The organism is Aquabacterium parvum (assembly GCF_001447195.1).
Classification (GTDB): Bacteria; Pseudomonadota; Gammaproteobacteria; order Burkholderiales; family Burkholderiaceae_C; genus Aquabacterium; species Aquabacterium parvum.
Map to the genome: position 1 here is coordinate 1 of NZ_LFRI01000324.1, position 12,677 is coordinate 12,677.

A 12,677-nucleotide genomic window follows, 5' to 3' on the forward strand; every position below is an offset into this window, starting at 1 on the left:
CAGACTGGGGGCGGGCGGCGCATGACTGGAAGGCCGCAATGAACCAATTCGCCATCCTTTACGAGGACAGATTTCTTCAACCCTCCGTCTGACCAAGGCGGTGTTCAGCCTCAAACACAAAAAATCTGACAGTCCCTTGATCTGGCATTCACCTGCACGCACGAGGCGGATCGTATCCCTGGGCATTCAAGAGTATGCGAAACAAATGCCCGTGTCTGAGGCGTTTTGGAAAGCTGCTGCACCCAAAGCAGCACCTCAAGGCATCCAAGGTTTCTTCACGGCCCTGCCGATCGACTGGACTCGCGGCGAAAACAACCACCCGGACATGAACAAGGTCCTGCTCACACAGGTGCCCGCCCAAGGCACCTACCATGCGCAAGCACTGCGCAACGACACGCAGGAGCAAATTGGATGATGACCAAAGCGCCGCCCTACCTTCGACCCAACGCACGATGGGCATTGGCAGTGCTGATGTTGATCAGCATGACTGCATGCGGCCAAAGCAACGCCAACAAAGCGGTCCCCTACTCAAAGCAGTCAGGTTGGAACAGTGTGTGCCTGGGCACCATCCTGGTGGACTTGCCCGACAAAATTCACTTGGGCGCATCGCCATTGCGGCATGACACGGGTTACAGCCTTGGTGAAGCGCTTAGGGGCGCAGCAACCGGCAATCAGAAAGTGGGCAATATCGAATATCAAGAAACCGTCCTGGGGACGGCTGAAAATCTGCGTGTCTTCAAGATAGCTGCCAATTTTAAGTCTGTCGTTCAGCCCGGATTGAACCTTGACCCCGAGCAACGTGAAGAGCGCAAAGCGCATGTGCGCGAGGTGGATGTTGGTGACCCAAATGCTTACGCATTTCGGCAATATGGTATTTACGACATTGGTTACTTGGATTCTTCAGATAAAAGGCTGAGGACATTCTCTGGCGCGCTTCGTGTATTTACTGATCAAGAAGAGTACGAGCGGATGTTTCGCTCGTTCACCGACGCCGACATTCGAGCCTTCTACCAACACCTGCGCACCAACCTCTACCGCGCCCGCGCCCCCGAAGAGTTACCCACCGAACCCGGCGTGTGCACCCCCTTCGGTCTGTTCCGCCAGCAAGCTGGCGAGCCGATGCCCAGATTCGATGTCGAGGTGCCGCTGCGCAGCCTGAAGTACCCCAGCCTGGTGTTCTTCGTGCGCGTGAAGACGCCCGACGACAACGCCCCCAAGGACATCAAAGACCTGCCCGACTCCAACCACGTGACCATGGACGACATCAAATCGCTCAAGGGCATGGAGGGTGTGCTGCTGCTGGCCAACCTGATGGGCATCAAGCAAACCGTGGGGCCTGAGCCTTTGGCAATCGCCGGCCAACCCGGCCGCCTGCTGGCGCGCGAGTACCACCACGACGGTGGGTTGGACCCCAACGGCGGCGGACCGGGCGCCGCCTACGAAATGCAGGCCGATGTGCTGGGCGTTCAAGGCCGTCCCGACATGCCCGCCATGACCATCCGCATGGCCGCCATGCTGCCGGACAAGGAGCCGTATCCCAAGCCAACCAGGCAATGGAACCCGTCCAAGCAGCGCTTCGAGATGGTGCCCTTCAAACCTGCACGCCCCGGCATCCGGGGCATCCAGCCACCGCCGTTCGATCAGGGCTTGGTCTACTTCCGACTGGTGCTGTCCAGCTTGCGGCCTGCCGATGCGGTGGCGGCGAGCGTGACGGGGGCGGCTGTGCCGGGCACGGGGGCCAAGCCGGCGGCAGCCCCCCTTCCCTGAGGGCTGAGGCGAGATGATCCGGAAGGCGGCACTTGCAAAACAAGCGATGCCATCCGCTGCCCTCAAGCACCTGCTGTCGCAAAGCGGGGCGCGCATCAAGTCAGCCTTGACGCTCATCGGCAAGAACGCCCAAGGCGACAAGCTGCCGCAAAACCAGATCTGCTGGGCGCTGGGCCAGCGCATCGAGCACGCGGTGCGCTGCAACTTCCCCTTCCATGCCTTCGTGGTCTTGCCCGTTCACCCCGAGGGCCGGCTCGATGACCTGGCCATCATCGGCCAGATCCACTGGACCATGCAAAGCCTGGTCTACGGCAGCCACAGCCTGGTCAACCGCGTGCGCTGCGCGATTGCGGCCAAGAAGATGCTGGCAGGCAAGAAGGTGATCCGCATGGAGTTGTGGCAGGCCATGCTGGCGAAAGCGCGAGAGGGCAAACCCAAAGAGCGTCCCTACGAAAAAATCACGCCCGAAGAATGGGCCCCGTACCTGACGCTGCTGAACCTGCGCAATTGCGAGATGGTGGGCGGCAAGCTGCGCACCGAGCAGATCTACGTGCACAGCAAGCTGCTGATCGTGGATGACGCCGAGGTGGTGATCGGCAGCGCCAACATCAACGACCGCAGCCTCAATGGCGACCGCGACAGCGAGCTGGCCGTGTTCGTCAACGACACGGCCTGGCGCGATTCGATGACGCATGGCTGTCCCACCAAGGTCTGCGCCTTCGGGCACCAGTTGCGCACCGACTTGTGGCGCAAGCACCTGGCCCTGGCGGGCAATGACAATGCGGTGGTCAAGCCTGCTTCAGCCCTGGCTGGCTTGATGGAGCAGCCTGCCACGCCGCAGACAGTCAAGCTCATCCAGCAGATTGCCAAGGCCAATCAGGCGGCGTATGAGCGGACGTTTGCGCATGTGCCGCGGAATAGACAGGTGGGAAATCCAGATTGCGAAGCTTCAATCTGGCCCATGGTCGATCGATCTCTGAAGCCTGAAGTAGCACTCAGCAAGATTCAAACCTACGCCCACCAGATGCCATTCTCCGAAGCCTTTTGGAAGACCGCAGCTCCAAAGGCTGCACCACAAGGCATTCAGGGCTTTTTCACCGCCTTGCCCATCGACTGGACTGCGGGCGAGAACAACCATCCTGACATGAACAAAATCCTGCTTACCCAAGTGCCCACCGACAGCCTGCACTATGCACACGCTTTGAACAACGACACGTCGGAGCAAACAGGATGACGGCCCAAGCACCCCTGAGCCTATGGCCCGCAGGTCGATGGACCCTCGTTTTGCTGACCTTGTTGAGCATGACCGCCTGCGGCCAAAGCAATGCAAACAAGGCCGCGCCCTATGTGAAGTCACCCGATTGGAGCAGCGTCTGCCTGGGCACCATAGTGGTCGATTTGCCCAAGCAGATCGAAGTGGCCGACTCGGGCATGGACCATCAGAGCGGCTATGGATTTGACGAAAAGTTTCGTGGGGCCGCAACTGGCAACCAGAGCGTCGGCAACATTGGATATCAAGAAACCGCTCCAGCTACCCTCAAAGATCTGCAATCCATCAAAGGCAGCGCAAAGTTCAAGCTGATTGACCGTCGAATCATTCATTGGCCTGACAAGAGTGATCCAGAGCTTCAGAAGTTCAAAAAGCACACGGGCGAAGTGCCCTTGAAGGATCCGCAGGCTTACGCCTTCAGGATGTATGGTGCGTTCGATCTGGGCTACCTTGATCCGGCTGACCAGCGCATCCGCCTGTTTGATGGCGGGGTGCCGGGCGACAAGCCCAAAGAGGTATACACCGTCACCGAGCACCAAGCCTTCTACCAACACCTGCGCACCAAGTTCTACCGAGCCCGCGCCCCTGAAGAGCTGCCCACCGAACCCGGCGTATGCACTCCTTTCGGGCTCTTCCGCCAGCTTGAAGGCCAGCCGATACCCAGGTTCAATGTCGAGGTACCACTTCGCAGTCTGAAGCACCCCAGCCTGGTCTTCTTCGTGCGCGTGCAGACACCCCATGAGGGCGCTCCCAAGAACATCAAAGACCTGCCCGATCCCAACAGCGTCACCTTGGACGACCTCAAGTCGCTCAAGGGCATGGAAGGCATCTTGCTGCTGGCCAACCTGGCTGGCATCAAGCAGGCCGTGGGCCCCGAGCCTGTGGCCATTGCTGGCCAACCAGGCCGCCTGCTGGCCCGTGAGTACCACCACGATGGCGGGCTGGCCCACAACGGCGGCGGCCCCGGTGCCGCCTACGAAATGCAGGCCGATGTGGTGGGTGTGCAAGGCCGCCCCGACATGCCCGCCATGACCATCCGCATGGCCGCCATGCTGCCTGACAAAGAACCCTACCCCCCGCCCACCAAGCAGTGGAATTCGACCAAGCAGCGTTTCGAGATGGTGCCCTTCAAGCCCGCGCGCCCTGGCATCCGTGGCATCCAGCCACCACCGTTTGAAGAGGGCCTGGCTTACTTCCGCCAAGTGCTGGCCAGCGTGCGGCCTGCCGATGCGGTGCTGGCCGGTGTGGCTGCGCAGGCTGCCGCAGATACGACCGCCAAGCCCCCCCAGCCTTGACTTGCACATCTACGTGATGCCATGAATGTTGCCCAAGATGCCGTTGCACACGGGCGACCTTGGCATCATGCTGCGCGAGTCGCCCAACAAAACACGGAGCCGCCGCCCGACTGGCTGATGCGGCCTGTAGAGGCCCTGATGCGCCCGGTGCCCGAGCGGCTGGATCAGGCGCGGCTTCTGGCCGAAGTGCAGGTCTTGCAGCGCGTGCGCGCGGGCAAGCTCACACCCGCCGATGTCACACAGCCGCTGCAAGCCATCGGCGAGTTCATGAAGCTGAGCTACCGCAGCCTGCTGGAAGCAGCCTGGCGCGGCCAGCGCGCCCACGGCGACCTGTTCAAGCCACAGGTGCAAAGCGCACCTGCAGGCGGCGCCATCCTGGCCGACGACCAGCCGCGCCAGCCCTGGCAGGACGTGCACATGCGCATGGAGGGCCCTGCTGTCTATGACGCGGCCATGAACTTCATCCGCCGCTGGAACAGCCTGCAACACAGCTACCTGGCGGGTGACGCCGATTTGCGCAGCAAGGTGCGCGTGCCTGACAGCCTGGTGCCCCAAGAGCCGGCCTACACCGCCAAGGGACCTGGCTCGGCCAAGGTGCGCGTGCTGCGCAGCGCATCGCTGAAGCTGCAACAACAAGAACGCGCAGCCATGCCGCAATTGCCCGCCCCGCAGGTCGTTCAGCACGACATCCACGACGTGATGGTGCGGCTCATCTTGGGCGCCACGCACTTTGTCTACATCGAGAGTCAGTTTTTTCAGAGTCGGTTCGGGGTGCCCTCGATCAACCCGGCCTCCAAGGAAGGCCAAGACCTGCAATCCGCCGCCCTCAAGCACCTGCTGTCGCAAAGCGGGGCGCGCATCAAGTCAGCTTTGACGCTCATCGGCAAGAACGCCCAAGGCGACAAGCTGCCGCAGAACCAGATTTGCTGGGCGCTGGGCCAACGCATCGAGCACGCGGTGCGCAACGACTTCCCCTTCCACGCCTTCGTGGTCTTGCCCGTTCACCCCGAGGGCCGGCTCGATGACCTGGCCATCATCGGCCAGATCCACTGGACCATGCAAAGCCTGGTCTACGGCAGCCACAGCCTGGTCAACCGCGTGCGCTGCGCGATCGCGGCCAAAAAGTTGCTGGCGGGCAAGGAGGTGATTCGCCGTGAGTTGTGGCAGGCGATGCTGCAAAAGGTGCGAGAAGGTGAACCCGGGCTGCGTCCTTACGAGCAGATCACGGCCGCCGAATGGGCGCCTTACCTCACGCTGCTGAACCTGCGCAACTGTGAGGTGGTTGGCGGCAAGCTGCGCACGGAACAGATCTACGTGCACAGCAAGCTGCTGATCGTGGACGACGCCGAGGTGGTGATCGGCAGCGCCAACATCAACGACCGCAGCCTCAACGGCGACCGCGACAGCGAGCTGGCCGTGTTCGTCAACGACACCGCCCTGCGCGAGTCGATGACGCACGGCTGCGCCACCAAGGTGTGCACGTTTGGGCACCAGTTGCGGGTTGACCTGGGGCGCAAGCACCTGGCCCTGGCGGGCAACGGCAACGCGGTGGTCAAGCCGGCTTCAGCCCTGGCCGCCCTGATGGAGCAGCCTGCCACGCCGCAGGCGATCAAGCTCATCCAGCAGATCGCCACGGCCAATCAGGCAGCGTATGAACAAGCGTTTGCGCATGTGCCGAGAAGTCAACAGAGTGGGGCACCCGAAAGAATCAAGGCGTCGATATGGCCTATGGTCAACAGGGACAAAGATTCACCTTCTCTGGGCATTCAAGAGTACGCGAAACAAATGCCCTTTTCCGAGGCGTTTTGGAAGGCGCCTGCACCCAAAGCAGTACCTCAAGGCATCCAAGGCTTCTTCACGGCCCTGCCGATTGACTGGACTCGAGGCGAAAACAACCACCCGGACATGAATAAGGTCCTGCTCACACAGGTGCCCGCCGAAGGCACCTACCATGCGCAAGCATCGCGCAACGACACGCAGGAGCAAATTGGATGATGACAAAAGCGCCGTCCTACCTTCGCCCCACGGCACGATGGGCATTGACCACGCTGATGTTGATCAGCATGACTGCATGCGGCCAAAGCAACGCCAACAAAGCGGCCCCATACGCGAAGCAGTCAGGTTGGAGCAGTGTGTGCCTCGGCACCGCTCTGGTTGATTTGCCCGAGAAGATTGAGGTGGCTGACTCGGGCATGGAGCACAACAGCGGCTATGGGTTCGACCACAAGTTTCTTGGGGCGGCGTCAGCGCGTCCCTGGGTAGCCAATCTCCAGATACAAGAGACCGCCCCCGCGACCTTTAAAAACCTGCAATCCATTAAAGGCATAGCCAATTTCAGGAACATCATCGAGCCGACGCTGAACCTGTCTCCAGAAGAGCGAGAAAGATACAAGCAATACGCTCGTGAAGTCATCGTTGGCGAAACCAATGCCTATGCTTTCCGTACATATGGTTCATACGACATCGGCTATCTGGACCTGAAAGATCAACGCATTCGCCTGTTTGACGGCGGAATGAGGATGAACGACTGGGGTCTCGGTTTTGCCGGGAAGCCAAAAGAAGACTACACCGACGCTGATCTACAAGCGTTTTACAAACACCTGCGCACCAACCTTTACCGCGCCCGCGCCCCCGAAGAGCTTCCCACCGAACCCGGCGTGTGCACCCCCTTCGGCCTGTTCCGCCAGCAAGCTGGCGAGCCCATGCCCAGATTCGATGTCGAGGTGCCACTTCGCAGCCTGAAGTACCCCAGCCTGGTGTTCTTCGTGCGCGTGAAGACGCCCGACGACAACGCCCCCAAGGACATCAAAGACCTGCCCGACCCCAATCACGTCTCCATGGACGACATCAAGTCGCTCAAGGGCATGGAGGGCATCTTGTTGTTGGCCAACCTGATGGGCATCAAGCAAACAGTGGGGCCTGAGCCGGTGGCGATTGCCGGCCAGCCTGGCCGCCTGCTGGCGCGCGAGTACCACCACGACGGTGGGCTGGACCCCAACGGCGGTGGCCCGGGCGCCGCCTACGAAATGCAGGCCGATGTGCTGGGCGTTCAAGGCCGGCCCGACATGCCCGCCATGACCATCCGCATGGCCGCCATGCTGCCGGACAAGGAGCCCTATCCCAAGCCAACCAGGCAATGGAACCCGTCCAAGCAGCGCTTCGAGATGGTGCCCTTCAAGCCTGCGCGCCCCGGCATCCGGGGCATCCAGCCACCGCCGTTCGATCAGGGCCTGGCCTACTTCAGACTGGTGCTGTCCAGCTTGCGGCCTGCCGATGCGGTGGCGGCGAGCGTGGCGGGGGTGCCTGCGCCATCCACCGCAGCCAAGCCTTGAGCGTCAGATGCAACAAGGCCCCGACGAAGTTCGCATCCTGATCGAAGAGGGTGCCGTGCTGCGCCTTGAAGGCGCCATGGACACGGCCGAGTGGGGTCGGCAGGCCATGTTGGGGCTGGCGTGCTCGGCGTTGCTCGACGGGCGAGCGGTGTTGCTGCAGGATTGGCTGCCGGGGCTGGATGTCGAATGTCACGGCTCGATGTTGAACCATGGCGCGCCAGTGTCCTTGGATTGTCGTGACGACCTGAGCGAATGGCATGCACGCGCTCGTTGGTGGCTGGATTTGCCAACTGCCACGGCGCCCAGTGTGTACAGCCTGCAAACCTCTGCAGGGCTGCTGCGCATGCACGCACGGCGGCGTGCTTCGGGCAACTCCGATCAGGTCATGCGTTTGGTGTGCGATTGGGGGGCATCCATCTTTGACACAGCGTTTCGCTGACGTTTGCGAAGCCTGCCCGAGCCCGTTGGTGTCGCACGATATTCGTGAAGTGATGCCTTGCCTCAGGCCTGGGCATTTCTGTCCGGTTCGGTTTTGTGCGGCCAGCGGTATCCGTCACGATGCGGGACGTGACGCGAAACCGCTCCCCCGCAGCTGGGTGTGTTCGGCGTGGCGCGATTCATCCATTTGTATCAGTTTGAATCGCGTACGATCGAAGCCATGAAGTTGCTCCTGATCGACGACCACCCCCTGTTCCGCGATGGGCTGAGCCTGCTCATCCAGCATCGCCTCGACCTGGCCGACCACGGCGGTGCCGAGGTGCTCGAAGCTGGCAGCTTGCGCGAAGCCCTGGTGATGCTGGAGGCGCACCCCGATGTGGGCCTGGTGCTGCTCGACCTGGGCCTGGCCGATCGCCAAGGACTGGGCACGCTCACCGAATGGCGCGAACTGGCGCCGCAGCTGCCCGTGGTGGTGCTGTCGGCCGACGACCGCCCAGGCACCATCGTGGCGGCCATCGACCAGGGCGCCTCCGGCTTCATCCCCAAGACGGTCGAAGCCACGGTGATGCAGGAAGCGTTGCGCCGCGTTCTCTCCGGTGGCGTTTACCTGCCACCCCTGCCCACCGACGCCGTGGTCGAGGTCGAGCCTGCGAGGACGGACGACGACGGCCAGCGGGATGAGCCCGTGGGCCCGGACGCCACCTTGGGGCTGTCGGGGCGTCAACTCGATGTGCTGCGCCTGCTCGTCGAGGGCAAGCCCAACAAGGAGATCTGCCGCGTGCTGTCGCTGTCCGAATCGACGGTCAAGACGCACCTCTCGGCGATCTTTCGCAAGCTCAAGGTCAGCAGCCGCACCCAGGCGGTGGTGGCCGTGGCACGTGCCGGCGTCACGCTGGGGCGGGCGAGCTGATCTCCGCGTTTCGGCTCTTGTCCGTCAAGCCGGTCCCTGACGCCCCATGCCCTGCGCGAGCATCGTGCGCAGGTCTTGTGCCCTGAACGGCTTGTGCAGCACCGGCAGGCCGCTGGCTGCCAGCTCGGCCAGTTGTTGCGGCGAGGTGTCGCCGGTGATGATCAGCGCCGGCAAGCTCGGCTGATGCTGGCGCAGGTGAGAGATGACATCTCGGCCGCTGCCATCTGGCAGGCGGTGGTCTGACACCACCATGTCCCAATGTTGTGGCGCTTGAGCGCGGACCCACCCCAGGCTGTGGCCCACCACGGCATCGAGCCCCCAGTTGCGCAGCCACAGCACCAGGCTCTCCCCCAGCGCCTCGTCGTCTTCGATCACCAGCACCCGCATGCCTTGGAGCCGATCGGGCATGGGGCTCTGTGTTGTTGTGGTGGCGGTTTCCACAGCCTGTGTGGTGCCGGGCAGCGTGATCGCGAAGCACGAGCCGCGCCCCACCCGGGACTGCACGCGCAGCGGGTGTTCCAGCAGTTGTGCCGCCCTCTGCACGATCGCCAGCCCAAGGCCCAGGCCCTGTGAGCGCTCGCGGCCGGGGTTGCCCAGCTGAACAAAGGCTTCGAAGATGCGAGGCTGGTCCTCGGGTCGAATGCCGGGGCCGGTGTCCCAGACCTGCACCTCCCACGAATGCCCCGGCGCCTGGCCAGGCGAGCTCGCTTGGCCACGGCGGCGCACGCTCACCAGCACCCCGCCTTGCTGTGTGTGACGGATGGCGTTGCCCACGAGGTTGCGCAACACCTGCTCGAGCAGCACCGGGTCGGTCCAGGCGATGGCCTTAGTGCGGCGCACGCGCAGCTGGAGGTTCTTCTGGCGCGCGGCCTCGGCTTCGTGCGAGGCAACGGCCTCGAGCAGCGTTTGCAGGTGCACGCGTCGGCGTTGCACTTCGACGGTGCCAGAGTCCAGCCGAGACAGGTCCAGCAGGCCTTTGAGCAGGCTCTCCATCGAGCGCACGGCGCGGGTCAGCCGGTCGGCGAGGTTGCGCACCATCGGGTCGGTCACCTGCACGCGCAGCAGGTCGGTGATCAGGCCGATGGCCGCCACCGGCTGACGCAGGTCGTGGCTCGCCGAGGCCAGGAAATGGCTCTTGGCGGCGTTGGCCGCTGCCAGCTCTCGGGTGCGTTCGGCCACCTTGTGTTCGAGCTGCTGGTTCGCCTCCTCGATGTCGTCGAAGGCTTTGACCACGCGTTGGACCACCATCTGCACGAATGAGGGCGAGGCCAGCGGGATCATCCAGCCCATCCAGTGGTTGAAGTTGACCAGGCCGATGACGCGACCGAAGATGAAGTCGTGCACCCCGGCCACCAGCAAGGCGGCCCAACCCACGGCCAGCCCGGTGTGCATCGACGAGCGCAGCCCCTCGCGCAGCACCCATTGACCCATCAGCCAGATCGAGGGCGCCAGCGTGAGGATCAGCGCGCCTTGCAGGTAGCCCCGTGTGAAGCGCAGGTCGGGGTCGAACGGCAGGGCGAGCAGGCCCAGCACGGGGAACCCGAGCGCCACCACCCACAAGGCCCGGTGGAACCAGTTCAAGTGCCGACCGACCAGCGCCATCACGAACCAGCCCTGCAGGCACGCCGTGAGCACGTGGGCCAGGAAGTAAAGCCACGACTCTGCACCGACCGACAGGCCGAGGTCTTCGGTGATGAAGTAGCGGCAGTTGCGCAGGCCGCCCACCAGCACCAGCAGGCCGAAGAGGCCGGCAGCCGCTTCCTGGCGCCGCATCCACCACAGCAGCACCACGAACATCGAGAAGGCGATCCAGATCAGGTTGAGCACCACGAGTCCGTCGCGCGTGAGAAAGCGCAGCATCACGTGGTCGTGCAGCAAGGCGGCCTTGGGCGCCAGGGCGGCAGGCGACATGCCGCCTTGTTGCACGGCCTGGATTTCGATTTCCAGCGAGTTGTGGCCAGCGTTGAGCAGGAGGCCCGGCACGTCGATGAGCGAGGGGCCTGGCAGGCCCAGCCAGCCTGGGCGGGGCAGCGTGCTCTGCAGCAGCTCGCCATTGAGCCAGATGCTGTGCACATAGTTCAGGTAGTCGATGCGCAGGGACCAGGGGGAGCTCCTGGCGCTTTGGACCACCTCGTCGTTGACCTCGAAGTTCAGGCGGTAGCGGCCGATGCCTGCCGCTTGCAGCCCGGCGGGCTTCCAGCTGTCGGGCAGGCTCACTGCCACAGGCTGGTCGGCCAGCACCGCGCCGCTGACGTCGTGCATCCACAGGCGCTGGGCCGACAGCCAGCGCACGCCGCTGGCGTCGGCCGGTGGTGGCGGTTGCAGCCAGAAGAAGGCCAGCAACGCCAGCGCCAGCAGCCACAGCCCTCCCACCCAGCTCTGGGTCAGGGAACGCAGGAGTGTCGGCAGCACAGGCTTCATGGGGTGGATCAAGGGCGCGCGGTGCGCCATTGTGCGCACTTCGCGCCCCGCCAGCGAGCCCTTTGCGGGGCTTCCCGCTGTGACGCAGCCGGATGCAGTGATATGACATGGGCTGCGCCCCTTGTTTCGGGGCTCAACACCGGGCACGTTTGCTGCAATGCTTGAACGCAGGGTCTGGTTTGATCTGGAGGGCTGACATGAGTGGCTGCACCGATCTTGTCCCGGTTGCCCGGGACACCGTGGAAGGCAAGTGGGGGTCGCGCCACCCGGGGCGCATCCCGATCGCGCACATGCGCCATGTCTACCGGCTCGATGAGGTCGAGCGGCGGCTGGGCAAGCTGCCTGCCCGCGACCACGAAGCCCTTCGCGCCACCTACGAGCGCATGCTTGAAAAAGGCCCCGAGCGCTTCCAGGTCAAGCCCTCCGGCCTGCCCGCGATGGACCACCTCTACGACGAGCTGCCCAATTTCCACGAGGTGCTCGACGACCTCAAGCGCCAGCTCGCGCTGTGCAGCGACAGCCGCGACGCACTTGAACTCACGCCCATGCTGTTGCTCGGCCCGCCGGGCGTGGGCAAAACCCACTTCGCACGCGAGGTGGCGCAGCTGCTGGGCACGGGCATGGGCTTCATATCGATGAGCTCGATGACCGCTGGCTGGGTGCTCTCGGGCGCCAGTTCGCAATGGAAGGGCGCGCGCCCCGGCAAGGTCTTCGAGACCTTGGTGGACGGCCAGTACGCCAACCCCGTGATGGTGGTCGACGAGATCGACAAGTCCGGTGGCGAGCACGCCTACGACCCGCTGGGCTCGCTCTACAGCCTGCTGGAGCACGACACCGCTGGCAGCTTCACCGACGAGTTCGCCGAGGTGGCCATCGACGCCAGCCAGGTGATCTGGGTGGCCACGGCCAACGACATTCGGTCCATCCCCGACCCCATCCTCAACCGCGTCAACGTCTTCGAGATCGAGATGCCGGATGAAGAGGCTGCCCGCAAGATCGCTGCCAAGCTCTACCGCGGCATCCGCGCCGACCACGACTGGGGCCAGCGTTTCGACGCCGAGCTGTCCGACGAGGTGCTGGCGGCGATGGCCAAGCTGGCACCCCGCGAGATGCGGCGCGCGCTCATGACGGCCTTTGGCAACGCCAAGCTCGATGGTCGCTTCACGCTGGAGCCGCGCGACCTGCCCGATGGCGTGCCCAGGCGATCGCCCATCGGCTTCATGCAGTGAGCAGCGGGGGGGCGC

At 63.6% G+C, this 12,677-nt stretch carries 10 protein-coding genes; 9 read left to right on the forward strand and 1 reads right to left on the reverse strand.

Annotated elements, in window-relative coordinates:
- Positions 1–100: 100 nt before the first annotated feature.
- The 8 genes from ABG80_RS10870 (at position 101) to ABG80_RS10910 (ending at position 9,012) form a co-directional block, all read left to right on the forward strand.
- On the forward strand, positions 101–415 hold the full coding sequence (locus tag ABG80_RS10870; RefSeq protein ID WP_235513826.1) for a hypothetical protein: 315 nt from the start codon (positions 101–103) through the stop codon (positions 413–415).
- Positions 412–1,767 carry a hypothetical protein gene (locus tag ABG80_RS21965; RefSeq protein WP_152987586.1) on the forward strand — a complete coding sequence of 452 codons (1,356 nt, stop codon included), beginning with the start codon at positions 412–414 and terminating at the stop codon, positions 1,765–1,767. Before ABG80_RS10870 ends, ABG80_RS21965 begins: the two co-directional genes overlap by 4 nt.
- Positions 1,768–1,813: 46 nt before the next feature.
- Positions 1,814–3,001: a phospholipase D-like domain-containing protein gene (locus ABG80_RS23960; RefSeq protein WP_058087690.1), complete on the forward strand. Its 1,188-nt coding sequence runs from the start codon at positions 1,814–1,816 to the stop codon at positions 2,999–3,001.
- 68 nt (positions 3,002–3,069) lie between these two features.
- Positions 3,070–4,332: a hypothetical protein gene (locus ABG80_RS23500; RefSeq protein WP_152987587.1), complete on the forward strand. Its 1,263-nt coding sequence runs from the start codon at positions 3,070–3,072 to the stop codon at positions 4,330–4,332.
- Between the two features lie 138 nt (positions 4,333–4,470).
- Entirely contained in the window at positions 4,471–6,327 is a 1,857-nt protein-coding gene (locus tag ABG80_RS23965; RefSeq protein WP_058087692.1) for a phospholipase D-like domain-containing protein, read from the forward strand.
- Between the two features lie 44 nt (positions 6,328–6,371).
- Positions 6,372–7,664, forward strand: coding sequence for a hypothetical protein (locus ABG80_RS21970; RefSeq protein WP_160322526.1), 1,293 nt, complete (start codon positions 6,372–6,374; stop codon positions 7,662–7,664).
- Positions 7,665–7,671: 7 nt separating this feature from the next.
- Positions 7,672–8,103, forward strand: coding sequence for a hypothetical protein (locus ABG80_RS10905; RefSeq protein WP_058087694.1), 432 nt, complete (start codon positions 7,672–7,674; stop codon positions 8,101–8,103).
- Positions 8,104–8,322: 219 nt separating this feature from the next.
- A complete protein-coding gene (locus ABG80_RS10910) occupies positions 8,323–9,012 on the forward strand; it encodes a LuxR C-terminal-related transcriptional regulator (RefSeq protein ID WP_058087695.1) in 690 nt (229 codons plus the stop codon).
- Positions 9,013–9,036: 24 nt separating this feature from the next.
- On the opposite strand, the gene ABG80_RS10915 is transcribed toward ABG80_RS10910, so the two are convergent.
- On the reverse strand, positions 9,037–11,433 hold the full coding sequence (locus ABG80_RS10915; protein WP_058087696.1) for an ATP-binding response regulator: 2,397 nt from the start codon (positions 11,431–11,433) through the stop codon (positions 9,037–9,039).
- A gap of 197 nt (positions 11,434–11,630) precedes the next feature.
- Between ABG80_RS10915 and ABG80_RS10920 the strand changes: the two genes are divergently transcribed.
- Entirely contained in the window at positions 11,631–12,662 is a 1,032-nt protein-coding gene (locus ABG80_RS10920; protein ID WP_083506014.1) for an AAA family ATPase, read from the forward strand.
- Positions 12,663–12,677: the final 15 nt, after the last annotated feature.

Bases quoted from the DNA above. Each gene is read 5' to 3' on its own strand.
- ABG80_RS21965 (WP_152987586.1), top strand. From the start codon at position 412: ATGATGACCAAAGCGCCGCCCTACCTTCGACCCAACGCACGATGGGCA.
- ABG80_RS23960 (WP_058087690.1), top strand. From the start codon at position 1,814: ATGCCATCCGCTGCCCTCAAGCACCTGCTGTCGCAAAGCGGGGCGCGC.
- ABG80_RS23500 (WP_152987587.1), top strand. From the start codon at position 3,070: ATGACCGCCTGCGGCCAAAGCAATGCAAACAAGGCCGCGCCCTATGTG.
- ABG80_RS23965 (WP_058087692.1), top strand. From the start codon at position 4,471: ATGCGCCCGGTGCCCGAGCGGCTGGATCAGGCGCGGCTTCTGGCCGAA.
- ABG80_RS10905 (WP_058087694.1), top strand. From the start codon at position 7,672: ATGCAACAAGGCCCCGACGAAGTTCGCATCCTGATCGAAGAGGGTGCC.
- ABG80_RS10910 (WP_058087695.1), top strand. From the start codon at position 8,323: ATGAAGTTGCTCCTGATCGACGACCACCCCCTGTTCCGCGATGGGCTG.
- ABG80_RS10915 (WP_058087696.1), bottom strand. From the start codon at position 11,433: ATGAAGCCTGTGCTGCCGACACTCCTGCGTTCCCTGACCCAGAGCTGG.
- ABG80_RS10920 (WP_083506014.1), top strand. From the start codon at position 11,631: ATGAGTGGCTGCACCGATCTTGTCCCGGTTGCCCGGGACACCGTGGAA.